The organism is Hyphococcus sp. (genome assembly GCF_965267305.1).
Lineage (GTDB): Bacteria > Pseudomonadota > Alphaproteobacteria > Caulobacterales > Parvularculaceae > Hyphococcus.
This window is the reverse complement of sequence record NZ_OZ253945.1, coordinates 301,092-323,879: the sequence shown is the minus strand read 5'-3', so window position 1 is coordinate 323,879 and position 22,788 is coordinate 301,092. Positions and strand designations below refer to the sequence as shown.

General features: G+C 54.3%; 21 protein-coding genes and 1 tRNA gene. 9 read left to right on the top strand and 13 right to left on the bottom strand.

Annotation, left to right across the window (positions count from 1 at the left end; translation table 11 throughout):
* The first annotated feature begins 19 nt into the window (after window positions 1-19).
* The 3 genes from ACQY5P_RS01520 to ACQY5P_RS01510 are packed head-to-tail and all read left to right on the top strand — an operon-like array spanning window position 20 to window position 7,102.
* A complete protein-coding gene (locus ACQY5P_RS01520; RefSeq protein ID WP_428409076.1) occupies window positions 20-1,951 on the top strand; it encodes a site-specific DNA-methyltransferase in 1,932 nt (643 codons plus the stop codon).
* 9 nt (window positions 1,952-1,960) lie between these two features.
* Window positions 1,961-5,047: a type III restriction-modification system endonuclease gene (locus ACQY5P_RS01515; protein ID WP_428409075.1), complete on the top strand. Its 3,087-nt coding sequence runs from the start codon at window positions 1,961-1,963 to the stop codon at window positions 5,045-5,047.
* A gap of 48 nt (window positions 5,048-5,095) precedes the next feature.
* Window positions 5,096-7,102, top strand: a complete 2,007-nt coding sequence (locus ACQY5P_RS01510; RefSeq protein ID WP_428409074.1) for an ATP-binding protein — start codon at window positions 5,096-5,098, stop codon at window positions 7,100-7,102.
* 218 nt (window positions 7,103-7,320) lie between these two features.
* Here ACQY5P_RS01510 and ACQY5P_RS01505 read toward each other — a convergent pair whose 3' ends face one another.
* Window positions 7,321-9,621 carry an AAA family ATPase gene (locus ACQY5P_RS01505; RefSeq protein ID WP_428409073.1) on the bottom strand — a complete coding sequence of 767 codons (2,301 nt, stop codon included), beginning with the start codon at window positions 9,619-9,621 and terminating at the stop codon, window positions 7,321-7,323.
* Between the two features lie 489 nt (window positions 9,622-10,110).
* Here ACQY5P_RS01505 and ACQY5P_RS01500 point away from each other — a divergent pair.
* Window positions 10,111-10,187 (top strand) — tRNA-Met (locus ACQY5P_RS01500).
* 109 nt (window positions 10,188-10,296) lie between these two features.
* Here ACQY5P_RS01500 and ACQY5P_RS01495 read toward each other — a convergent pair.
* The 3 genes from ACQY5P_RS01495 to ACQY5P_RS01485 are packed head-to-tail and all read right to left on the bottom strand — an operon-like array spanning window position 10,297 to window position 12,713.
* Complete coding sequence (locus ACQY5P_RS01495; protein ID WP_428409072.1) at window positions 10,297-11,196, bottom strand: hypothetical protein; 900 nt, start codon at window positions 11,194-11,196, stop codon at window positions 10,297-10,299.
* Window positions 11,197-11,220: 24 nt separating this feature from the next.
* On the bottom strand, window positions 11,221-12,036 hold the full coding sequence (locus ACQY5P_RS01490) for a nucleotidyl transferase AbiEii/AbiGii toxin family protein (RefSeq protein WP_428409071.1): 816 nt from the start codon (window positions 12,034-12,036) through the stop codon (window positions 11,221-11,223).
* Window positions 12,033-12,713: a type IV toxin-antitoxin system AbiEi family antitoxin gene (locus ACQY5P_RS01485; RefSeq protein ID WP_428409070.1), complete on the bottom strand. Its 681-nt coding sequence runs from the start codon at window positions 12,711-12,713 to the stop codon at window positions 12,033-12,035. The genes ACQY5P_RS01490 and ACQY5P_RS01485 overlap by 4 nt, the downstream gene beginning before the upstream one ends.
* Window positions 12,714-13,203: 490 nt before the next feature.
* On the opposite strand from ACQY5P_RS01485, the gene ACQY5P_RS01480 reads away from it, so the two are divergent.
* Window positions 13,204-14,052 carry a hypothetical protein gene (locus tag ACQY5P_RS01480; RefSeq protein WP_428409069.1) on the top strand — a complete coding sequence of 283 codons (849 nt, stop codon included), beginning with the start codon at window positions 13,204-13,206 and terminating at the stop codon, window positions 14,050-14,052.
* A 9-nt stretch (window positions 14,053-14,061) separates the two neighbouring features.
* On the opposite strand, the gene ACQY5P_RS01475 is transcribed toward ACQY5P_RS01480, so the two are convergent.
* The 6 genes from ACQY5P_RS01475 to ACQY5P_RS01450 form a co-directional block, all read right to left on the bottom strand.
* The gene (locus ACQY5P_RS01475; RefSeq protein ID WP_428409068.1) at window positions 14,062-15,153 is read right to left on the bottom strand and encodes a Ppx/GppA phosphatase family protein; all 1,092 of its coding nucleotides are present in this window, start codon (window positions 15,151-15,153) and stop codon (window positions 14,062-14,064) included.
* Between the two features lie 94 nt (window positions 15,154-15,247).
* Complete coding sequence (locus tag ACQY5P_RS01470) at window positions 15,248-15,412, bottom strand: hypothetical protein (protein ID WP_428409067.1); 165 nt, start codon at window positions 15,410-15,412, stop codon at window positions 15,248-15,250.
* 92 nt (window positions 15,413-15,504) lie between these two features.
* Window positions 15,505-15,984, bottom strand: a complete 480-nt coding sequence (gene pspC, locus ACQY5P_RS01465) for an envelope stress response membrane protein PspC (RefSeq protein ID WP_428409066.1) — start codon at window positions 15,982-15,984, stop codon at window positions 15,505-15,507.
* A complete protein-coding gene (pspB, locus tag ACQY5P_RS01460; protein ID WP_428409065.1) occupies window positions 15,977-16,222 on the bottom strand; it encodes an envelope stress response membrane protein PspB in 246 nt (81 codons plus the stop codon). Before pspB ends, pspC begins: the two co-directional genes overlap by 8 nt.
* A gap of 24 nt (window positions 16,223-16,246) precedes the next feature.
* Window positions 16,247-16,930, bottom strand: coding sequence for a phage shock protein PspA (gene pspA / locus ACQY5P_RS01455; RefSeq protein WP_428409064.1), 684 nt, complete (start codon window positions 16,928-16,930; stop codon window positions 16,247-16,249).
* Between the two features lie 11 nt (window positions 16,931-16,941).
* Entirely contained in the window at window positions 16,942-17,070 is a 129-nt protein-coding gene (locus ACQY5P_RS01450) for a hypothetical protein (protein WP_428409063.1), read from the bottom strand.
* Between the two features lie 208 nt (window positions 17,071-17,278).
* On the opposite strand from ACQY5P_RS01450, the gene pspF reads away from it, so the two are divergent.
* Window positions 17,279-18,289 (top strand): phage shock protein operon transcriptional activator, encoded by a 1,011-nt coding sequence (gene pspF, locus ACQY5P_RS01445; protein ID WP_428409062.1) that lies wholly within the window; start codon window positions 17,279-17,281, stop codon window positions 18,287-18,289.
* Here the strand turns inward: pspF and ACQY5P_RS01440 are convergent.
* Together ACQY5P_RS01440 and phhA are read right to left on the bottom strand one after the other, a co-directional pair.
* Window positions 18,286-19,035 (bottom strand): 2OG-Fe(II) oxygenase, encoded by a 750-nt coding sequence (locus ACQY5P_RS01440; RefSeq protein ID WP_428409061.1) that lies wholly within the window; start codon window positions 19,033-19,035, stop codon window positions 18,286-18,288. The genes pspF and ACQY5P_RS01440 overlap by 4 nt on opposite strands.
* Window positions 19,036-19,102: 67 nt before the next feature.
* Window positions 19,103-20,002 carry a phenylalanine 4-monooxygenase gene (gene phhA / locus ACQY5P_RS01435; protein WP_428409060.1) on the bottom strand — a complete coding sequence of 300 codons (900 nt, stop codon included), beginning with the start codon at window positions 20,000-20,002 and terminating at the stop codon, window positions 19,103-19,105.
* Window positions 20,003-20,098: 96 nt separating this feature from the next.
* Between phhA and ACQY5P_RS01430 the strand changes: the two genes are divergently transcribed.
* A complete protein-coding gene (locus ACQY5P_RS01430) occupies window positions 20,099-20,560 on the top strand; it encodes an Lrp/AsnC family transcriptional regulator (protein WP_428409059.1) in 462 nt (153 codons plus the stop codon).
* Between the two features lie 30 nt (window positions 20,561-20,590).
* On the opposite strand, the gene ACQY5P_RS01425 is transcribed toward ACQY5P_RS01430, so the two are convergent.
* Complete coding sequence (locus ACQY5P_RS01425; RefSeq protein WP_428409058.1) at window positions 20,591-21,124, bottom strand: hypothetical protein; 534 nt, start codon at window positions 21,122-21,124, stop codon at window positions 20,591-20,593.
* Between the two features lie 162 nt (window positions 21,125-21,286).
* Here ACQY5P_RS01425 and ACQY5P_RS01420 point away from each other — a divergent pair, with 162 nt between their 5' ends.
* Together ACQY5P_RS01420 and ACQY5P_RS01415 are read left to right on the top strand one after the other, a co-directional pair.
* The gene (locus tag ACQY5P_RS01420) at window positions 21,287-22,327 is read left to right on the top strand and encodes a hypothetical protein (RefSeq protein ID WP_428409057.1); all 1,041 of its coding nucleotides are present in this window, start codon (window positions 21,287-21,289) and stop codon (window positions 22,325-22,327) included.
* Window positions 22,328-22,339: 12 nt separating this feature from the next.
* Window positions 22,340-22,774 carry a YybH family protein gene (locus tag ACQY5P_RS01415; RefSeq protein ID WP_428409056.1) on the top strand — a complete coding sequence of 145 codons (435 nt, stop codon included), beginning with the start codon at window positions 22,340-22,342 and terminating at the stop codon, window positions 22,772-22,774.
* Window positions 22,775-22,788 lie beyond the last annotated feature (14 nt).

The window sequence follows — 22,788 nt, the reverse complement described above, 5'->3', positions numbered from 1 at the left end:
ACGATACGGACAAAGACGAATGGAAAAACTGAAAATGCACAGCCCGAACCTGACCGACGAAAACATCGCAAAAATCCGCGAAATGTTTCCGGGCTGCGTCACAGAAGCGAAAGATGAAAACGGCGAGACGTGCTACGCCGTCGATTTCGATCAGCTACGGCAGGAGCTTTCAGACCATATCGTTGAAGGTCCGCAAGAGCGATATCACCTGAATTGGCCGGGAAAGCGTGAGGCGCTGCTAACCGCGAATGCACCAATTGCCAAGACGCTGCGCCCTTGTCGCGAAGAAAGCGTCAATTTTCATACGACAAAAAACCTATTTATTGAGGGGGATAACCTGGATGCATTGAAGATTTTGCAAGAGACATATCTCGGCGAGATCAAGATGATCTATATTGATCCGCCGTACAATACGGGTCGTGATTTTGTTTATAATGACAATTACGCAGTCGACACTGACGACTACATGGTTGCTTCAAATCAGACTAACGACGTAGGCGCGAGATTGATTGCGAACACTGAAGCCAATGGTCGCTTCCATTCGGATTGGCTTTCGATGATGTATCCTCGTTTGCGCCTTACAAAGGGACTTCTTTCAGATGACGGAGTCATATTTATCTCCGTTGACGACAATGAAATTCACAACCTAAGAAAAATATGTGATGAGATTTTTGGTGCAAAGAACTTCATCGACAATATTATTTGGAAAAAGCGATACGGCGGCGGAGCCAAAGAAAAGCATCTCGTTTCAATTCACGAATATATTCTGATGTATGCGCGCAATCTTGATTCAGTGGCCGATCTATATGTGCCGCTAACAGATGCACAAGTAGAGCGGTACTACACCAACAAAGATGAACACTTTCAGCAAAAAGGCCCGTTCAGAACTCACCCGCTAGAGGCGATGAAGAGCTTTGAGGATCGACCTAATCTAAGATTTGCCGTTCCTTGCCCGGATGGGTCCGAGCTGTGGCCAAAGCGCCAATGGCGCTGGAGCAAGGAGCGAATGGAGCAGGCTCTTGCATCTGGCGAGGTTCATTTTCAGAAGTTGAAAGACGGAACTTGGTCAATTTCGTCGAAGCAATATCTGAATACGTCCGATGGAGAAAAGCGAGCGTCAAAATTTTTCTCGATCATCGAAGGGGTATACGGGCAGCACGGAACAAATGAGATTGTAGACCTGCTGGGGAACGCTCAGGTTTTTCCTTTCGCCAAACCATCCGAGCTGATACGGCGGCTTGTCGAACTTGTGACATTTGATGATACGAACGGAATCGTCCTCGATTTTTTCGCCGGTTCCGGCTCGACGGCTCAAGCGGTCATGCAACAGAATGCAAAAGACGGGGGGCGTCGCTCCTTTGTGTTGGTTCAGGCCCCCGAAAAGTTGGACGCTGCCGCCCTGAACACCAAGGTTGCGGCGAAGTTTTGCCGTGAGTTGGGTTTTCCTGAAGTCGTATCTGAAATTACCAAGGAGAGAATTCGTCGAGCGGGAATTAAGATTACCGATAGCGATTGCAGTCAAAGTTGGAGTGGTGACGCGGGGTTTCGCGTTTTTAAGATCGATACCTCCAATATGGCGGATGTGTATTATACGCCGGGAGAGCTGAAACAGGAGGATTTGCTCGGCGCGGTCGATAATATCAAACCGGGCCGGGATAATCCTGAGGATTTGCTGTTTCAGGTTCTGGTCGATTGGGGCGTCGATTTGACCAAGCCGATCCGCAAGGAAACCATCCAGGGCAAGACAGTCTTTTTCGTCAGTGAAGCGCCCTATGACCTGATCGCCTGTTTCGACAAGGGCGTGACGGGAGAGCTGGTCAAGGAACTCGCCAAGCATGAGCCCATGCGGGTCGTGTTCAGGGATAACGGCTTTGAGTCCGATGCGGTCAAGATCAATGTCGATCAGATATTCCGCCAACTCTCCCCTGCAACCGATGTAAAATCGATTTAGGGGGCGGCCATGAAACTCAAATTCAAGGTCCAACCCTATCAGACGAATGCGGTTGAAGCCGTGGTCGATTGCTTTGCGGGCCAGCCCATGAACAACGGGCTGCGCTATCGCATCGATCCGGGCCGTGCTGCGCAGGTTAGCGCCTTTGAGGAAGGCTTCAAGAACGAGGATATCCGCCTTGCCGACACAGCCCTGCTGACGAATATCCAGGCTGTTCAGAAACGCCAGAACCTGCCGCTCTCCAAATCGCTGGATGAATTCACGACGCTAAATCGCAAAGGCGAGCGACAGGCCGCACCGCGCTCCTACAAGCCGGGCTCTAAAATCAATCTCGACATTGAAATGGAAACCGGCACAGGCAAAACCTACTACTACATCAAGACCATGTTCGAGATGCACAAACGCTTCGGCTGGTCGAAGTTCATTGTCATGGTCCCAAGCATCGCGATCCGTGAAGGCGTCTATAAGTCCTTCCAGATCACCGCAGACCACTTCGCCGAAACCTACGGCAAGAAGGCGCGATTTTTCATCTACAATTCCAAACGCCTGCACGAGCTGGAGAGCTTTTCTTCCGATGCGGGCATCAACGTGATGATCATCAACATCCAAGCCTTTGCATCGCGCGGCGCGGACAACCGCCGCATCTATGATGAGCTGGACGACTTCCAGTCACGCAAACCTATTGACGTGATTAGCGCCAATCGCCCGATCCTTATTCTCGATGAGCCTCAGAAAATGGAAGGCGCGGCGACGCTCAACGCCTTGCCTGAATTCAAGCCGCTGATGATCCTGCGTTATTCCGCGACTCACAGAACCGGACATTGCAAAGTCCATCGGCTCGATGCGCTCGACGCCTATAATCAAAAGTTGGTCAAGAAGATCGCCGTGCGTGGAATTCAAACGCGCGGGCTCGCGGGTACAAACGCCTATCTCTATCTTGAGGGTATCGAGATTTCGAAGAAAGCGCCCGTGGCGCGGATCGAGATGGAGATCAAACTCAAATCAGGCGAGATCAAGCGCCAGCTCAGGGTGCTTGAGTTTGGCCGCAACCTCTATGACGTTTCCGGCGGCCTCGATCAGTATCAAGGCTTCACCATTTCACAGATCGACTACAATAACGACACGGTCGAATTCACGAATGGCGCGGTTCTGAATGCTGGAGAAGCCACGGGCGATGTGAACGAGCGCGACATTCGCCGTATCCAAATCCGCGAAACGATCAAGGCGCACTTCGATAAGGAAAAGCAGCTCTTCGCTCAGGGCATCAAAGTGCTCTCGCTCTTCTTTATCGATGAAGTCGTCAAATACCGCGACTACAGCCAGGACGATGAAAAAGGCGATTATGCTCGCGTCTTCGAGCAGGAGTATGAGCAGCTCAAGCAGGAGTATATGGATGAGCTGGCTATCGATAACGAAGCCTACAGAGCCTACCTCGCTGGCATTGATGCCGCCAAAACGCATAACGGCTACTTCGCTATCGACAAGAAAACCAATCGGATGAAAGACCCCGTTGTGGGCGCGCGGGCTGTCGATTCCGACGATGTGGATGCTTACGACCTCATCCTGAAAGACAAGGAACGATTACTGTCTTTTGCAGAACCGACACGGTTCATCTTCTCGCACTCGGCGCTTCGCGAAGGCTGGGATAATCCGAATGTATTTGTCATGTGCATGCTGAAGCACAGCGACAATACAATCTCACGTCGTCAGGAAGTCGGGCGGGGCCTGCGCCTTTCCGTCGATCAGCACGGCGACCGTATGGACCATCCAGCCGTTGTCCATGACATTAACGTACTGACGGTCGTCGCCAGCGAAAGCTACAAGGATTTCGTTGCAGGGCTACAGACCGAGATCAGCGACACGCTCTCGGCGCGTCCGCGCAAGGCGACGGAAGAGTATTTCACTGGCAAAGTGATCCAAACTGATGATGGGTCTAGGGAGATCACGGCTCAGATGGCGAAACAGATTTACCGCTATCTTGTCAAAAACGATTTCACCGACGATTCCGACGAGATAACTGAAGCCTATCATCAAGCCAAGGAATCTGGGGACATGCCCGGCTTCTCGGAGGACCTGGAGCCATTCAAGCACCAGATCATCGAGCTGATCGATAGCGTCTTTGACGATAGCAAGCTGCCTAAAATCGATGACGGGCGCAAACCTAAAACCAATCCGCTCAATGACAACTTCAAAAAGAAGGCGTTTCAGGAGCTGTGGAGTAGGATCAATCGGAAGGCTGTCTACAGGGTCGATTTTGATTCAACGGAATTGGTTGCAAAGTCGATCAAAGCCCTGGACAGCCATCTTCGCGTTACACCCCTCCAATACACAACGACGATTGGCGAGCAGGTAGCCGCCCTCACCACTGACCAACTTGCTCAGGGTCAAGGGTTCGAGGTCACAGGCATCTCTACCGAACGAGGCGGCGCAGTTCACTCTGATGTTTCTTATGACTTGGTGGGGAAGATTTCAGAAGAGGCGCATCTAACGCGCAAGACCGTCGCGGATATCCTCTGTGGCGTAGCACCGGTGGTCTTCGGACAGTTCCGAGAAAATCCCGAACATTTCATTGCGGAAGCTTCGCGGCTTATCAAAGAGCAAAAGGCGACGATGATAATCGAGAAACTCGATTATAACGCCGTGGAGGATCGGTACGACACCGACATATTCACTGCCGCGCAGACAGGCCAGGATTTCTCCCGCGCCACCGAGAAACTTAAAAAACATGTGTTTGATTACTGCATGCCTGATTTCGGCGTGGAACGGCAATTCGTCTACGACCTGGATGCCAGCGACGAAGTCGTCGTATATGCGAAACTTCCGCGTGGCTTCCTGATCCCTACACCAGTTGGCGACTACAATCCCGACTGGGCTATCTCCTTCAAGAAGGGAAGCGTTAAACACATATACTTTGTCGCTGAAACGAAAGGCTCAATGTCATCGATGAAGCTGCGCGAAATAGAGCGCACCAAGATCGGATGTGCCCGCAAATTTTTTTCTGAACTCAACGAGAAAATCGACGCCGACAAAGTAAAGTACGACGTAATCACCGACTACGCCAAGCTGATGGATGTTGTCGGAGTGGAGGCCGCGTAACCATGAATGACTACATTATATCTAAAATACTTAGGATGAGACCTTCTAATGAGTAATGTGAACATTAAACGAGCTGTTGAAAACATACGCTCCGGAACAACAGTTTACACGCCACTTGTCGAAACAGTGGTGAATGCGATCCAGGCAATCGAATCGATAAACCCTCCCAAGGGAAAGATTGAAATCATCGTTCATAGGCATAAGCAACAAGAGTTGGATGACGCACTCTCGCCTGTAGAGAGCTTCGTTATTACCGACAACGGAATCGGTTTCACAGAGAAAAACAGGGATTCATTTGATACTCTCTACACAGATCAAAAAATCGAACAGGGCGGGAAAGGTTTTGGGCGGTTTACTTGCCTGAAGTATTTCGAAGATCTGCTTATTGATAGCGTCTACGACACGGGAGAGCGCCTGCAAAGGCGGACTTTTCGAATGGGCAAACAAACGGACATTATTGTAAGTGAGAAAATCGAGACCGTATCAAAGGGGACAGTAGGATCGAAGGTAACATTATCCAGGGTCAAACAAAAGCGCTTCACAGATAAGCAGTTAAAAACTATTGCGCGTACTTTGGTGGAGCGTCTCCTGCCATACTTTATCGATGCAGATTACAAATGCCCAGAAATATCAATCGCTGAAGAAGATGGCTCCAATAGGATTGTGCTCAACGATTTCGTCAGTAACGAGCTCTCTGGCCTAATAATGGAGATACCATTACAGAACGGCTTGTTCACTCTCGAATCCCGCCAAGGGCCACAAACCTTTCAAGTTCGTATTTTCAAAATTTATTCTCCGAAAAGTCAAAAGAGCAAAATAAGCTTAGTCGCTGACAGGCGAGAAGTTACCGAAACAGCTATTCACAATTACGTGCCTGAGTTCATAGATGAGTTTTTCGACAGCTCCGCGGAAGGCACGGAGAGCCGTGATCGAAATTATATTATCAAAGCTTATGTCTCCAGCCCCTTTTTGGATTCCAATGTTTCTTTAGAGCGCGGGGGCTTTGAATTTCCAAACGATGAAGACCTCATGCACCCGACATCACAAACAGAAATTGAACAGACTGCTGCGGCATTAGCGCGCGACGCTTTAGGAGACACGATAACCGCGCGACAGGAGAAGAAGCGCCAAAGGGTGCAAAACTATGTTGAAACATCCGCCCCCTGGCATCGCTCAATAGCTGAGGAAATTGACCTATCGTCCATGCCCTTCAACCCGACGCCAGAACAAATAGAAACCGTTTTTCAGAAGGAAAAGTTTAGTCAGGAGGTGGCCATCCGCCGAGAGGTAGAGAAAATATTGTCAGAAACGTCGGCGGGCGATCTAAATGAAGGTTTGGCGAGCATCGTCAATAAAATTTCCAAAACTAGCAAGAACGATCTCATTCATTATATCGCTCTCCGTAGAAACGTTCTGGACATTTTTACACGCAGTATCGAGCTTAATGATGCAGGCACATACCCCTCTGAAGCGACAGTGCACGACATTATTTTCCCTCGCAAAGGCGATAGTGGAGTGACATCATTTGAAGATCACAATTTGTGGATCATTGACGAGCGATTGAATTTTACCAACTTTGTTAGTTCAGATACGCCACTGGCCGGAGGTAGGACTGAGCGCCCTGATATCATTGCTTTTGACCTCCCCGTACTTTTTCGAGGAGATAACGAAGCAAGTAATCCCATTACTGTTTTCGAATTCAAGCGCCCAGGCAGGGACGACTTTGCAAATCCGTCATCAGATGAAGACCCCGTTCAACAAATTCTGCGGTACGTAAACAATATACGCAAAGGCAAGTTCAGGACACCTAAAGGACGCCCCATCCAAGTGGCGGACAAGACGCCTTTCTATGGCTACATAATGTGTGAGCTTACAGAAAAGGTGAAAGAGTGGCTGCATTCAGAGAAAGAATTTACGCCAATGCCTGATGGATTAGGTTGGTTTCGTTGGTTTGGTAATAACAATCTTTACATGGAAGTTTTGAGTTGGGATAAGGTGCTCAGGGATGCCGAAATGAGAAACCGCATCTTCTTCCACAAGCTAGGCATCGACTGACTTTCTCTTCACGAGCCCTTGCGCGCCTTTACAAATCCCGGTCAGAACTTGGCAAGCTCAGGCTGGTGAAGCATCACTTTGGGCAAACCCGTCTCGCTCCTTTGCGTTTGCGGCACGCCTAAGTGGTATTCACTGCTACGGCTAGTGTGATGGATTCTTTTGGAAGCAGGTACCACACCCTCAGCTTTGTCTGTTTGACAGGCCCTCCACAGACGATGCTAAGGCGACGCGCCAGCGCCAGATTCAGGCAAAGCTAGTTCAGCCATCGGGTCATTTGCTGCGGCTGGCTGATCTTCCGATTCGTTTGCTATAGGGAGCGCAGCGTAATCGTTTCCCATCATCATTTTATAGTGCCCATCATGTCCGGATTCCTCGAATATCCGCTGGAACACTGCGAGATAGCGGCCAACCTGTCCTGGGTCGCATGACATATAGAGATCGTCGTTGGCGAAGTGCGAGCCGTCATTGATCCAAGAAAAGAGCGAACCGCAGATCAGCTTTTCCTGACCGTCGAATTTTTCTATGATGCTTTCTGGCGTGACGCCGCCGAAGAATTTGAAGTAATGCTCGAGGATGCGGCGCATGGCGTTCTGGATTGCCGTGTCCGAAGGCGGTTTTTGCCTCACTTCTCGCCATAATAGCTCATAGCTCGACCTGATAGGATTTTCCGCAGACGGAACTAGCTCGGAGCGGTCGGCGGACTTGCGAATGATCCAGAAGGTTTCATCATGGAGCGCGCCGGCACCGCTGCGCTTCTTGTTGAAGGTGATTTCTTTGTGAAAATAGATATTGTGGGTCAGGATGAAGACCTGCTTGATGGCGCTGTTCCCCTCGCGCATTTCATTGACGATGCCCTTGATGAGATTGCATACGATGAACAGAATATCGGCATCAAGGCTAGATACCGGATCGTCGAACACCACAATCCTGTCGGTTGTTGCGCCGCTTGCCGTAAAAGATCCACCTATCAGGTGATAGAAATACAGGAAGGTGATGAAGGACTTCTCACCTTCACTTAACGTGTCTTTCGCATCGTCTCCACCGGGGCGCTTGACCTCGTAAAATCCGTTCTCTGCGCTTTCCACGAGATAGAAGTTTACAAACCCGAACGACTTTAGAAGCTTGTTGATCGCATCGATCGTCGGCTTGATGCTGGTGATCTTGCGTTCGTTCTCTTCGATCTCGCTATTCCTGGCTTCCAGTTCACCTGTGCGCTGTTCGATCTGTCCGCTGAGGCTCCTGATCGCCGCATCGAGATCGCTGCTCGCCTTCTTGTATTTATCGCAGGTGGCTTTGGTGTCTTCCAGCAAGCGCCGCCAGATTTGCGCGGACAGCTCCTTCTTGCGGGCGTCCAAATTGTGCAGCGTGTCGTTGTTCGCCTTCACCTTCGTGTTCGCAGCGCCGATGTGGGCATCAACCGCCGCGAAGAGCGGCTTTGTATCCTTGAGCGTAACCGGCGCGCTGGGTTCCTTCTTCTTGACTCTTATGTGATCGATGTTGTTCTCCAGCGCGAGGCGCAACGTGGCGAGGTCTTTGCCAAACGCATCCCAGTCGAGGAACGGGGAATCCACAATCGCCGTTACGCCATAGCCGTCGAGAAGAGCCTTCGCCCTGGTTTCATAGCCATCCAGCAACCGGTCGATGGCGGCAAGATCGGCGACATAGCTTTCATCGAAATAGTCTTCGAGGCTCTGGCGGAATGCTGCATCGGTCTTTTGCTGGCAGAAGGGACATTGATCATCCAGCTTGTCAAAATACTCCCGTCCCTGCTGAACCCAGTCGCTGTTGCCGAGCTTTTCGATCAGGGCTGCGATATCGACATCTTCCTTGCCGATTATTTTCTTGGTCAGGATTGCGTCGGTTTCGAGCGCGACAAGAGCGGAACTGTCCGGCTGCGGCAAGGTTGCCGCTTCGGTCAGCGTACTGGAAAACACCGTCCCGGCATCTTCGCGCAACGCGCCAATGTCCCGCAACTCCGCCTTGTTGTTCTCGGCCTCGGCCAGATAGCGGGCGCAGAAGTTTTTCTTATTGTTGTTCAGACCGGAAAAGGCGTCACTTAGATCGTCAAGGTTCTTCTTGGCCGTCCAGATATCCTCGACTACCTGGCTTTGCAGATCGTTCCGTTCCTTTTGTTTGCCGCCATTGCCGTCTGCGCCATAGAGCGTCTTCTTCAGCCCGGCTAGCTTTTCGCTAATCTCATCGGCATCGACTTTCAACGCTCTGATCTTTTCAGCGACTTCGACATTATCGCCGAATGTGTAAATGCCCTTGATGCTGCTTTCCGCATCGAAATGCTTTTTGACAAAATCACGGTTATAGACGCGCGTTTCCAGGGGATTGCCCGCTACCCATGTCACCGTGCAGTCGGGGTAGGTTTCCGCGCCGTCAATCACGCGGGAAATCGTCGTTTTGCCGGACCCATTCGGGCCGAACACGAAATTGAGCGCCTTTAAGCCTGTGAGGCTTGTTCCAATGGCGTCATAGGCCCCTTCATTTCTAATGTGTACAGATTCAATCATCTAGAAATCGATTTCACCATTATTTTGTATTACTTGAATGTTGCCACTGAACTTTGCGCTGAGGCAAGCATTTTTCGGTTAATTATGTTACTATTGGCGCATCCGGCAAAGCCGGACCGGGCTCTCGTGAACCGAGCCCCGTGCCATAGCTTCCAGGCAATGGCGGGTCTCGGCCATCCGGCTTCGATCCCTTGCGCTAGCGGCGCGTTACCACCGGACTTCGCCCAGAGGCCGCGCCTATATGGTCCTGGCCACTGCGTTTCACACAGGGGCGGTCTTTTCTCTTTTTTGGGCTTAGGGGCCAGCCCCTCAGCGCGCTTGCAAGAAAAATAGACGGTCTCCCGAGGCTCGGATCGCTTCGCTCCCTGCGCCCGCCGTCGATTTTTCGTTGAAGCTTGCACACCCCGTTCTCGCCGAAAGGCAGGGTTGCATGAGCAACCCACCCTTGATTTTTCTTGAATACTTATTCCGTACACGTTAGTTTTTCTGCGCGGGGTGGAGCAGCCAGGTAGCTCGATAGGCTCATAACCTATAGGTCAGCGGTTCAAATCCGCTCCCCGCAACCAGTTTTTCTAAAACTCAATACCTGTTGCGATTAGTGAAATCGCTTAAAATGCCTGTTGTACTGTATTCAAACAGCACGACGTTAATGCTCAGCTTATGCCTATGCGCCTCTTATTTCCACTCAGCCCAACCTAGCTCACAAAGGATTACTCCCAAACATTGCGTTGCCAGTTCGGCGTCTTGCTCTCTAATTGCTCGCATCTTCCGCCGTTCTCGTTCAGAAGGTTTGTTGCGCGCATGTAAACGTGCGATTATGTGACTTGCGCTAGCTACAACCAGCCGGTCTTTTTCTGCGCGCTTGGCTAGATTTCCCAAGTCTTTCGCATCTTCGCCACTTAAATTGAAGTGCGCGAGAAGTATTTGGCTTGCCGCATCTCGCGCCCTATCGATAACTGATATGGGGGCCGAGCGATGTACAGAGTCTGCAAATGTGTCCAGGGTTTCCGTTACTTTGGCTCGATAGCGCTCTGGAATCTTTTGGTCATCATAAACAGGCAGGATTCCAAAAGTTCCCCTTGCCTTTAAAGTCACTAAATCTTCTCCCGAAGATATGGCCTCCACATCGGTTACTACCCAGACCGTGAAACAATCATCAAACCCCAACAACACTAACGGCTGCTCTTTACGGTCCTTAATGAACTCGCGGAAAAACAGCATATTACGAAACGTATGAAGCCTTTTTACCAAGCCTAACCTATCTGGCGCGTAATGAGCTTCAAAGGGTAAGGCCGGATGTGGATGCACACGCCACTGAGTGGGTTGCTGTCCGATATCTTGCGCAGTATAAAATCGGCCTCGCCGTATCCTTGAAACAGGGTCATAAGAGTCCTCTCGAAATCGACAGGCAGTTGTGCGGTCCTCACCTCGTCTTTCCGCTATCAACGGTCCTTCAGACTCAAAAACGATTTTCGCAGGAGTGATGACAGGTGCTGGCCAAATTGCACGTCCAAAATACCCTGCATCACCCTCATAAATTAGCCATTTATCTTCTTCTATTCCTAATCGGATCATATATTTACTCCATTAAATGGCCGCTTAGCCCTCGCCTTTCCACGGATCGCCCGGCAAGGATTCGATTAGTTTCGTTGAAACAAGCTTGGCTGATTTTTCCAAGTTCCATGACCGTCCGCTCGCCAGCAGCGGCGAAATATCACTCGTAAAGTCCTTGTCCTGCAATTTATGGTGCATGTTTTTCTCAAATTCCGCACGGCTCACAGCATGACCGCCATGCTCCATATATTTTGTGAAGGATTCGAGAATGCGGGCCGGGTCTGCGCCGGTTTCTTCCAGCGCGATCGCTAGGTCGAGCAGATCGCGCCCCTTCTTGCGCTGATATAAGGCGCGAAGCTTCGTGCCTAAGAGCTCGTCCAGCTCATAGCTGCCAATAGCGCAGGCCCCTTTAAACCAGCGCGAGGAAACTTCAAAAGGAACCTCTTTGATCCCGTACACCGAAAAATGTTCGCGCGTGTTGATCTCTACCTTTAAGCGCAGCGGCAATGGCGGCTGATCTTCCGAGTTAAACCGATAGACGAATGTCACTCTCCCCTGCGTCTGCTTATATTTCGGCGCGCCGAGCCATGGGTTCAGCAAATCCTGCAAGGCCCCCATAATCTCGCCAGCGGGTTCGGCCCTGATCTGCACGAGGTCTATATCTTCGGAATACCGCGCGGGCGGTTTCATGAAGAGCTTGTAAAGCGCCGTGCCGCCGCGAAACGCCAAGGCGCTTTTCAGCACCGGATTTGAAAATATCTCAACAAGCGCACGGCTGATAATCAGATCCTGTTCGACCTGCGCATTTTGAAGCCACGGCGCTTCTTCACGCCATTCCATGATGTAGGCGCGCGGGATCATATCTCCGCCTCCACATCAGCGTTGATAATGAGCTTCCAGTGCTTCGAGCGCGGCGCAGAACTGTCAGCGCCGGGTGGCTGGAGCGGCGTGTAATCCCTCGCCGCTTCCGAAACATACGCCTGTAGCGGGCCGGTCAGGCTTTCGTGTTCAACCTGCTCAAGAAGATAGCCCAGGCGCTGCGCCCATGGGACCGGCGCAATTTTCGCCGCTTCCGCTAGCTTCTCAGCGTCCAGTTTTTCTCCGAGTTCCGAAAGGACCGTTGCCACCTGATCCATGCCCCCGGCGCGCGCATAATATCCCACAAGGTCCAACGCGGTGGCTTCCGGGGTCGATACGCGGATAGTGCCTGCCGATGTATTAAAGCTTTGAACGCTGACCTCATCGATGTTCTTGCGCGCTATAAAAGCGACTCTCGCCGCGCCGCACCTGATCGGTTTGCGGTTGCGCGCAACGAACACCTGAAACTCCTGCGGACGATGATGCGCCGCCCCGTAATATTGAGCTGCGGAAAGCAGGCCCGCGTAATAGACAAGCCCGAGATGATCCATCAGCGCAGGAATGAACTGGTCCGGCGGCAGGCTTCCGAGGGACCGGTATTCGGGCGGAATGATCATGTAAAAACCGCGCGACGGCGAGGCCAGCATTCCCTGCTGGATCAGCCGACTTAGCGCGTGCATGACCGAGTCTTCGCTGCCCTTAAGAGCGGCATGCGCTTCCACGGACGAGAAATGGTTACGGCCTTTCGAGGCCAGCTCGTCCAGATACTCCCTTGCGCGCATAGTTTGGGTTTCCGATTTCACTTACCGAAACTACCATTTTTTTTCATTTTGGGATAGTGAAATCGGAAAAATGGTGCGGGCTTCAGGCGTCGGTTTGTTCTGTTTTCGCGTAAGCCATTGTATCTATGTGATATTTTTACTGTAAAAGTCTTTGTGTAAGACCTGTGTAAGTGAAGCCCGAGAAGCGCCCTTGCCAGGATCGTTAATTTTTGATAACTATTCTCAAGTAAGCAACAGAAAGGGGAGCAAAGTTACACAGTTCCTTACACACTTACACAGAGAGAAATAGAATTTTCTCAATGTTTTCAGTAGGTTAGCAGGTTTTTGAATTGGTCTCATAACCTGAAGGTCAGAGGTTCAAATCCTCTCCCCGCACCCAATCTTTACTTTGAAACGCGCATTTAATATTACATTTAACGTAATGTCACTCGCAAGAAGCCAACGCCGCGCACTCAAAAAACAGAAAAACGACGCAATAGAGAAGACTTTGAAGCACGGCTTTCAGCCGGATCAAACTCTTTTGCAACGCCAGACAATTGCTTTGGCTGCCCACCTTATTGGGATACTTGGCGGAAATAGCTTTCGCAGAGCCTCGGACGCAACCGAAGCAGCTATGCGAGTACTAGAGCGCTCAAATAAAACTTATCCATTTCCCGGCCTCGCTTGCAAGAAAGGGTGTTCCTATTGCTGCTATCTATTTGCAAGCGCTAGCGCACCAGAGCTACTATTAATCCGTAGAGTAATTGAGGCTCTACCTTCGCAATCACGTAATCTTATCATTAAACAAATAGAGGATGCACCGAGATTAGATGAAGAAGGCCGCTGGGCTAACGTTATAGCCTGCTCCTTACTAATTTCCGCCGAATGTAGCGTATATAGAGCAAGACCTTTTAACTGCAGAAGAGTAACATCAGTAAATGTAAAAGAATGTATCTCAACTTTCGAGCGGACTGATGATGCTACTGACGAAGTACCCTATCCGGCTGTACCTATGATGTTTGCAGACTCAGCAAAGTTTGCTCTTTCCGCCGCACTTTACGCTCATAAATTATCTTACCATTCCTATGATATAAATAGCGCAATTAAAATTCTAATGTCTATTGAGAATGCAGAAGCTAGATGGTTAGCCGGGGAGAATATCTTCTCTGGTGCAATTATTGATGGTCCCGAGATTATTGATGAAGATCATCCATACGATGCATACATTATAGAAATCGCCGAAATTGCATCTCAGTAGCCATTACCGTTATTTGCCTTTGCGCGCCTGCTGCGCCAAGTCAGCCAGCATGCCTTCGCGCAAGCCTCTGTCCGCGACGCGGATGCGCGTCGCCGGCCATTCCGCCTGTAAAGCTTCGAGGATGGCGCAGCCGGAGACCACAAGGTCCGCGCGTTCCTCGCCGATGCAGGGTTCGCTGGCGCGTTCCAAAAAACTCATGGCGTTGAGTTTCGCCGTCACGGCTTTTGCATCGTCGATCGTCAGCCAGATGCCGTCGACCTTGTCGCGGCGATAGCGCGCGAGACCCAGATGCACGCCGGCGATGGAGGTCACCGTGCCCGACGTGCCGAGGAGATGCGCGCCGTCCTTTTCGAAAATATCCTTCATGCCCGCAGGATCGCCGATCTGCGCAATCACGGCGCGCACTTCACCCACCACCGCGGCGTAGGTTTCGGCGCTCATCTCCCGCCCGCCCCATTTTTCGGCAATGGAGACGACGCCGAAGGGAAGCGACGTCCAGGCGGCGATCTCCACGCCGCCTTCCCTGCGCCGCACCCAGGACAGCTCCGTCGAGCCGCCGCCGATATCGAAAACGAGCCCGACCGCTTCATCGAGAAGATCGGCGCAGCCGGCCACCGCGAGCCGCGCCTCCTCCTCCGTCGTAATGATATCGAAGGAAAGACCCGTTTCGCGAGAGACCGTTTCGAGAAAGGCGGGGCCGTTCTGCGCGCCGCGGCAGGCCTGCGTCGCGATGCAGCGCATATGAGTGACGCCGCGGCGTTCGATTTTTTCAGCGCAGACTTTAAGCGCGCCCAGCGTTCGCTCCATCGCCGCCTCGGATAAAACACCGCTTTGCGACAAACCTTCGCCGAGGCGGACGATGCGCGAGAAAGCATCCACAATCCGGAAGTCGCGTCCGCGCGGCGAGGCGATGAGGAGGCGGCAATTATTGGTGCCGAGATCGAGCGCCGCGAGCCTGACAGTCCTGCGCCGTCCGCCTCCCGAGGATGGTGGCTTCCTGCCGCCCGCCGCTGATTGAGGTTTTTTCCGGCGCTTGCGTTTCCCGGGATCCTGACGGTCATCCCCGCCCGCGCGCTGCTCGCGCTTGCCATCGCTCATCATTCGCGTCCTCGCTGGAGCCGCATGGCGGCTCTGATGTGATGGCGAATGGTAGTCGGCGCCGGCGCCGTCGGCAAGCGCGCCCGAATGGCCGTGGTTAAAGGATCATGAAGAGGCAGGCAGGCGCTGGCCGGGTTTCGCACTGCGCGGCCTCTTTCGCCGACGCCGGTTCATAGCCGACCGCCATGGCGAGCGCGAGGAATGCCGCTGCGGCCAGCGCAACCATCACAATTCCTTTTGCGATAACGATTAAAGCAGTCATGTCTCTCTCCATTTTCCGCGCGCTTGAACGCACGTCCCCCGTTCCGCCCGCTTCGCGGGCATCCCCTAAATCGTTCTCTTCTCTCTTTTGGTTCAGGCGCCGCGTTCGAGGTCGCGGAAGGCTTTCCTGAGGCCGTACTCGCTCGACGTCACGGCGTGTTCAAGATCGGCGATGCGCATGTCGAGCGCGCGAAACCGGTGCTTGAGTTCGGAAAACGTCGCCTTCGGGCGCGTTGAAAAAGTGCGCCAGAAGCGTTCGGTTTCCGGATCGCGAAACTCCGTCTGCGGCGGAAGATCCGTATCAGGTTTCATAAAGATCGCCGCAGCGAGATAAGCGACCGCCGGCATCGGGAAGAAGAAAATCGTCGCCAGGATCATCAGCACACGGACCCATTTGAGGTTCCAGCCGAAATATTCGGCAAAGCCTGCGCAGACGCCCGCGATCTTCCCGCGCCGCGTATTCCTCCGCAGGCGGTGGAAATTCGGGCCCGGCCCCGGCTGCCCGGCGCGATAGGCGTAGCTGTCCTTGTCGCGCCAGTGATGATGGTGGTGATGGTGATGATAATCAGGCATGGGGACGCTCCGGATAATCCTTGCGCCAGTCCGGCGCTTCCTTGTCGAGAATGGTCTCGAGGGCGTCCACCCGGCGCTCAAGGCGCTGCGCGGTCTTCCAGAGATCGTCGACAAGACGCTCATCGTCGGTGGAGATCGACTTCGTCTTTCTGAGCTCCGCCTGGTAGTGCATGAACACCGCCGGACAGGCCACAAAGATGATCGCGACGATCGCTATGGCCATGAAATATTCGTTCATTGCGGAAGCCCCTTTCCCTCTGCCTTAATTTTGCCCTGATGTGGAAGTGCGGCTTGCAACCCGCTTTTTCAAGGCTTCGAGGTCCGCGGTGACCGCATCCTCGGCTTCCAGCTCAGCGAATTCCTGCTCCAACGTGCGCGGACGGCCCAGCGACCAGCTTTCCGCTTCCGCCTCCAACTCATCGATCCGGCGCTCATAGCGGTCGAATTTTGCCAGCGCCTCTTCGATGCGGCCGTCATTGACCTGGCGGCTGACACGGACGCTGTCGGAGGCCGCATGGCGGCGGATTTCGAGGGAGCGCTGTTTGGCGCGCGCCTCTTTCAGCTTGGCCTGAAGCCGCTCGAGGTCTTCATTGGTTTTGTTGACCGTGTCGTCGATGGCTTTGAGTTCGCTGTCGAGAAGACCGATCATTTCCTCGGCCTTGCGCTTCGCCGCCACGGCGCCACGCGCGAGGTCTTCACGGCCCTTGGCGATGGCGAGTTCGGCCTTCGACTCCCACTCGCCGGCGCGGCGCGCAAATTCGTCCTTCTTGCGGGTGACTTCCTTGCGGTCCGCCAGCGCCCGGGCCGCGTTGGAGCGGACCTCGACGAGGGTGTCCTCCATTTCCTGGATTATCAGGCGCACGACCTTCTCCGGGTCTTCGGCCTTATCGAGCATGGAGTTGATGTTGGAATTGATGATGTCGCTCAGTCGGGAAAAAACGCCCATGTCTCGATCTCCTAAAAAATGATGCCGCCAAGGATGAAACCAAGGAAGAACGCGCCCCAGGCGAAGCCGGCGCGGCCGCGCAGCGCGTAATTGACGCGGTGCTCCCAATCGCGGTCTTCGTATCTTGAGTATCGGCTCATCTCGGTCTCCTCAGCAGTTGGCCCTTTGGGCCTGATTAACCCCGTCTGCTCACCTTATTGCGAAAGCCGTGCCAACTCGGCGTTAACTTTGTAATGTATTGTTTTTACTAGATAATATACTTTTCCGTCTGCCAGGCAGTAAGATTTTCAGGTATTTCTTACCATGGTACAGGTATCTTTAACCGCATTATGATGGTATTTTTTACCTATGACAGCTCAACCCTCGCCCCCAGAACTGATCGGCCAGTCCCGCGCCTTCCTCGATGCGCTGGATCACGCCTCGCGCATCGCGGCGGTCGACCGGCCGGTGCTGGTCATGGGCGAGCGCGGCTCGGGCAAGGAGCTTCTGGCGGCGCGGATTCACTTCCTGTCCGGGCGCTGGGGCGGACCGCTTGTGAAGGTCAACTGCGCCGCGATGAACGAGACGCTGTTGGAAAGCGAGCTTTTCGGTCATGAGGCGGGCGCTTTCACCGGCGCCACCAAGCGTCATCTGGGCCGGTTCGAGCGCGCCGAAGGCGGCACGCTCTTCCTCGACGAAATCGCATCCGCCTCGCTCCGCGTTCAGGAGAAGCTTCTGCGCGTCATCGAATATGGCGAATATGAACGCATCGGCGGCGAGCAAACGCGCATCGCCGATGTGCGCGTCATCGCCGCCGCCAATACGGACTTGCGCATCAAGGCGGAAGACGGCGAGTTCCGCGCCGATCTTCTCGACCGGCTCGCATTTGATGTTGTGGCGGCGCCGCCACTCCGGAAGCGTCAAGACGACATCATGCTGCTGGCGGCGCATTTCGCCAGCGCCGTCGCTACGGAGCTAAATCTCAGCTTCCCCGGCTTCTCAGCCGAAGCCGCAATGGCGCTAAAAAATCACTCATGGCCGGGAAACGTCCGTGAACTGAAAAATGCAGCGGAGCGCGCCGTGTTTCACTGGGCGGAGCTCGACGGCAAGGGTCTGATCGACGAGGTCGTGCTCGATCCGTTCGAGGCGGCGTTCGGTCCTTTCGGCGCAAGCGCGTCTCCTAAACCCGAGGCGCCCGCGCTTTCACCCCCTGTCTCCGGCGCCCGGTACGATCTGCGGGCGCATCTCAACGAAGTCGAAAAAACGCTGGTTTCAGAGGCCCTCGCCGCCCATGGCGGCAACCAGAAACAGGCGGCCGAAGCGCTGTCGCTCACCTATGACCAGATGCGCGGCCTTGTCAGAAAACACGATCTGACCTAGCGCCGTCCGGGTATCGGATCGTCGCGGAACCAGCCGGTGACCGCGCGGCGCACGCCGCCGGCGAAACTCGAAACTTGCGTCACCGTGTGAAGATATTTGATGTCGAAGATCGTCAGCACATTAAAGCGCGGCAGATAGCCTTCGGTGATGTCCTGCTTGTCGTTAAGGAATAAAAGCAGCCCGCCCCAATCCGGCTGCCAGTCTTTGGTCATGCCAAGCACATAGGCGGCGCGGCGTTCGCGGTCGTCGCCATAATCGAGGTGGCGCGTCAGAAAATGAGTTGCACTGTACGCGGTCGCATGCGCATCCGCCTTGGTGATCTGCTGCACGCCGGTCACACGACGTCCAAGACCAAGCCAGTCAGCGCTGTTTACAAACTCGGTGATGGTATGCAGCGGATGACCGGGATCCCAGCCTTTCATATAGGCTTCGATCAGCGGGTAGGTATGATAGAAAAATCCGCGGTTCTGGCGGGCGCGCGCCATGACATCCCGGAAAAATGCGTCCCGTTGTTCCCGCGGCATGGCGGAAAGCTCAGCCTGCGTGAAATGAACGGGCTTGTCATTCGAGTCGGTCGCCAGCAAGCGCCAGGGCACGGGGCCCGACAGGATCGCATTAAGGGCTGCGGCTGAATCAGCCGTCAGAACATCTGGAATCTGGACGATGCCGCGCCTCGCGTAGATCTCAGCGTATTTTGCAAGATCGAGCGCCGGATTAAGCCGCCAGGTGTCTACCGTGATCGCCATAAGCGATGCCTATCCGAAATTTGGAACGCCGCCTAGCGGCCCTTAAGTCGCAACTTGGCGCCGCAAGCTAGAACCGGCCTTTGGTGATGACCTTGTCGGAAGGCAGCAATTTTTCCGGATTGACCGACTCCCTGCCTGCGCCGCGCTTGTAGAACGGCGTGAAATCGCAGTCGCAGATTTCGAAAAGCTGCTCGAAACTGTCGATGACGAAATAGGTTTTCTGGAAATCATCGACCATATAGGCCGTGTTCAACACACGCTCGAGATCGAACGCGACGCGGTTCGGCTTCGGACTTTCCACCGAGTAGATCGTCTCTTCTTTCGACGACAGCATCCCGGCGCCAAAGGCGCGCAGTCCGTCCTTCGTATTGATGAGGCCGAATTCGACGATGTACCAATAGAGCCGCGCCAGCATTTTCTGCGCGCCATGCTCGATCGCCTTCGGCCCGCCGAGGCCGTATTTGCGCATATATTCCGCAAACACCGGATTGGAGAGCAGCGGCACATGTCCGAAGAAGTCGTGGAAAATGTCCGGCTCCACGAGATAATCGAGTTCATGTTCTTCGCGCATCCACCACGCGACCGGAAACCGGCAATTGGCGAGATGGTCGAAGAAGACGTCATCGGGGATGAGGCCCGGCACCGCGATCAATTGCCAGCCGGTTGCGTCGCCCAGAACCTTGTTGGCGTCCTCGAGGCGGGGGACCGCGCCACCGGCGTTCAGTTTTTCAAGACCGTCTATATATTCCTGCGCCGCATAGCCGGAGAGCAATTTCTTCTGGCGGTCATAGAGGAACCGCCAGCGCGCCTGTTCGGCTTCCGTATAGCGCTCGTAAGGCTGATCCACTGTGTAATCAGGGCGCATGCGGCCATAATCGCCGCGCAGCGCATGGCTGGTGTTCGCAGCGAAGGGATTTTTCGGCGCCGGTGCGGCGGATGCAGTCATATCGCCCATAGGTTGCAACATAGGGAATATCGCTGGAATTTCTTGCCAGATTTCATGGAAAATAAGAGAAATTTGACATATTTTCCCATATTCTCGTAAAAAACCGGAAAATTTCCTGTGATTGACGAAACAGACAAGAAAATCCTGACGCTGTTGCAGCGTGATGGGCGGCTCACAAACGCCGAAATCGCCGATGCGGTCGGTCTGTCGGTTTCCGCCGCTCACCGCCGGGTGAAGGCGCTCGAAGCCTGCGGCGTTATCAAAGGCTATGGGGCGAAGGTGGACCGCGCCGCGGCGGGGCTCACCCTCCTCGCCTATGTCTTTGTGAAGCTCGACTCTCACGCCGAGGAGCATCTCGAAGCTTTTGAGAAACAGGTGAACCTCCTCGACGAGGTGGTCTCCTGTTCGGCGGTCTCGGGCGGGGGCGACTACATCTTGCAGGTCGTAGCGAAAGACATGGAAAGCTTCGCCGAAGTTGCGCTCAAAAAACTTGTGCGCCTGCCGGGCGTAAAGGACTCATCGTCCCATTTCGTTTTATCGAGCATGAAGGAAGCGGCCGGTTGGCCGCTGTCCGTCTAGGGCAAAACGGACAGCGGCCGCCGGAGGACGTCAGGCTTCGGGGCGTAAGAAGGCCTGACGCTGTGCAAAAAGCGACAGTTCGGCGCTGGTGAGCGCACCGTTCGCATTGAGGTCCGACGAAGCGAAAATCGCCTGTTGCAGACCCAGATACTCCCCCTGCTGCATTTTGCCGTCCGCGCCTGCAAAGGCGTAGAAGGTGTGGCGAGCGACTGCGTCGATGCGCGTCTGCTCCGCATCGCCGAGCGCGACGGGCGCGGCGACGGGCAGCGCGATGGTTTTGACGCCTTCGCCGTTTTCCACCGAAACAAATCCATTAAGATTGGCGAGCTCCGCCGTAACGACGGTCAGCGCCGCAAATTCGTTGACGTCAAGCGCATCGTCGCCATTGCGGTCGGCGCGCATGAACGTCGCTAGCGCATGAGACGCTGCATCGGCGCGTGAAAGCGCAGTCAAGACGCCATCATCATAGGCCCCGCCGGGCTTCAGCCCTGCAAAGGAGGCGGCGGCGACAGCGACGCTCGCAAAAGCGGCGGTGACGGCGTTCATGAAGATGGTGGCGGGCATGGCGTCCTCTCCTTCGTCTCTCATCCTCAGGAGTAAGCGCCGATCTGGACGGATTAGGGGTGCAAAGGTGATTTCTCTTGGGCGCCTGCGCCTTAATGCGGCCTTATGTTAAGATTTCAGCCCTAATTAGGCCCAAAAGCTCCCTCGCCAGAGAGATCGAGGGTGCGGGCGCAACCTCAAGGCGAACAGACCTTCATCATGATGCTGCCTTCCTTCCTGAAAATGACTTATGGCAGGGACGGCGGCGCTGTATTCCTCACCGCCCGCGCCGGCCGCACCACGCTCAACGGGCTGCGCTGTCTTGATGACCGCGGCGTTATCGGGGTGATCGATTATCCGCGCCTCGCCATCAGCTCGTCGTTCCGGGCGTCGGTGGTTGTAATCTGCGATGTCGAGCGCATGACGCCGGATTATGAGGCGCGCGTCATCGCCATTGTCCGGCAATGGCGGTCGCTGCCGCAGGCGCCCGTCATCCTCAACGCGCCGCCAAAGCCATTGCGCCGCTACGAGCTTCTGAAAAAACTCTACAAGCTGGGAATGAACCAGAAAGACATTCACCGTCTCGACGACCCCTACACGATCGAAGCCGTCCGGTTTCCCTGTTTCATCCGCGACGAAGCCGGGCATCATCTGAACCCGGAGACGCCGCGCCTCCTTCACTCGCGCGACGACCTGACCGCTGAAATCACGAGGCTCGCAGAAGCGGGCGTTCCGCTCTTCGGCAAGATCGCCGTCGAGTTCGAAGACACGCGCGACGACACAGGCATGTACCGCAAGCTGGCCTATTACAAGGCGGGCGGCATGCTGAGCCCGGCGCATTCCTTCTGGAACCCGGAATGGTTCGTCAAATATCCGAAACCCGGCCTTGTCGCCGAACGTCCCGACCTCGTCGAACGCGAGCGCGAGTTTGTCATGTCCAGTCCGCATGAAGCCGAAATCGCCCGGATCTTCGACATTGCAGGGATCGATTACGGGCGCATCGACTATGGCGTGCGCCAGGATGGGGGCCTTCATGTGTTCGAGATCAACACCAATCCGAACAGCGCCGTTCCACAGAATGTCGCGCCGGAAAGACAGCCCTATATCAACCCCGTACAACAGCGCATTGTCGACGCTCTTGCAGACCTTGCGGACGCAAATCCTTGCACGAGGCTTGCATGGCCGCGGGATGAGTTGCTTTACAGGTTGAGACGGCAATTGTGAGTGTGACGAATCGTGACCGGCAGCACCGAAGATAAATCGAGCGTGATTAACTGGCTAAAGGCCTGGGCTGCCGCGATCAGGGAAAACGATCTCGATGCGGGCCGCTCCCTGTTCGCCGAAGACGTGTCCGGTTTCGGCACCATCACCCTGATGACAGACGGCCTCGACGATCTCATCGAACGCCAATGGACCCGCGTCTGGGCCAATACGACCGGCTACGATTTCGACTGGGACAAGGTCACTGCGCGCCTTTCGCCAGATGGTTTGCAGGCGGCCGTTCAGGCGCTGTGGGCCTCCACGGGTAAAGATGAGAGCGGCGGCGACAGAGCCCGCGAAGGCCGCGCAACGATCATTTTAACGCGCGAGACAAAGGGCGACGATTGGAAATGCGTCCACACGCATTTTTCCATGTGGCCGAACAGCGCCGACATTGAACTGCTGAAATAAGTCTAACGAAAGGG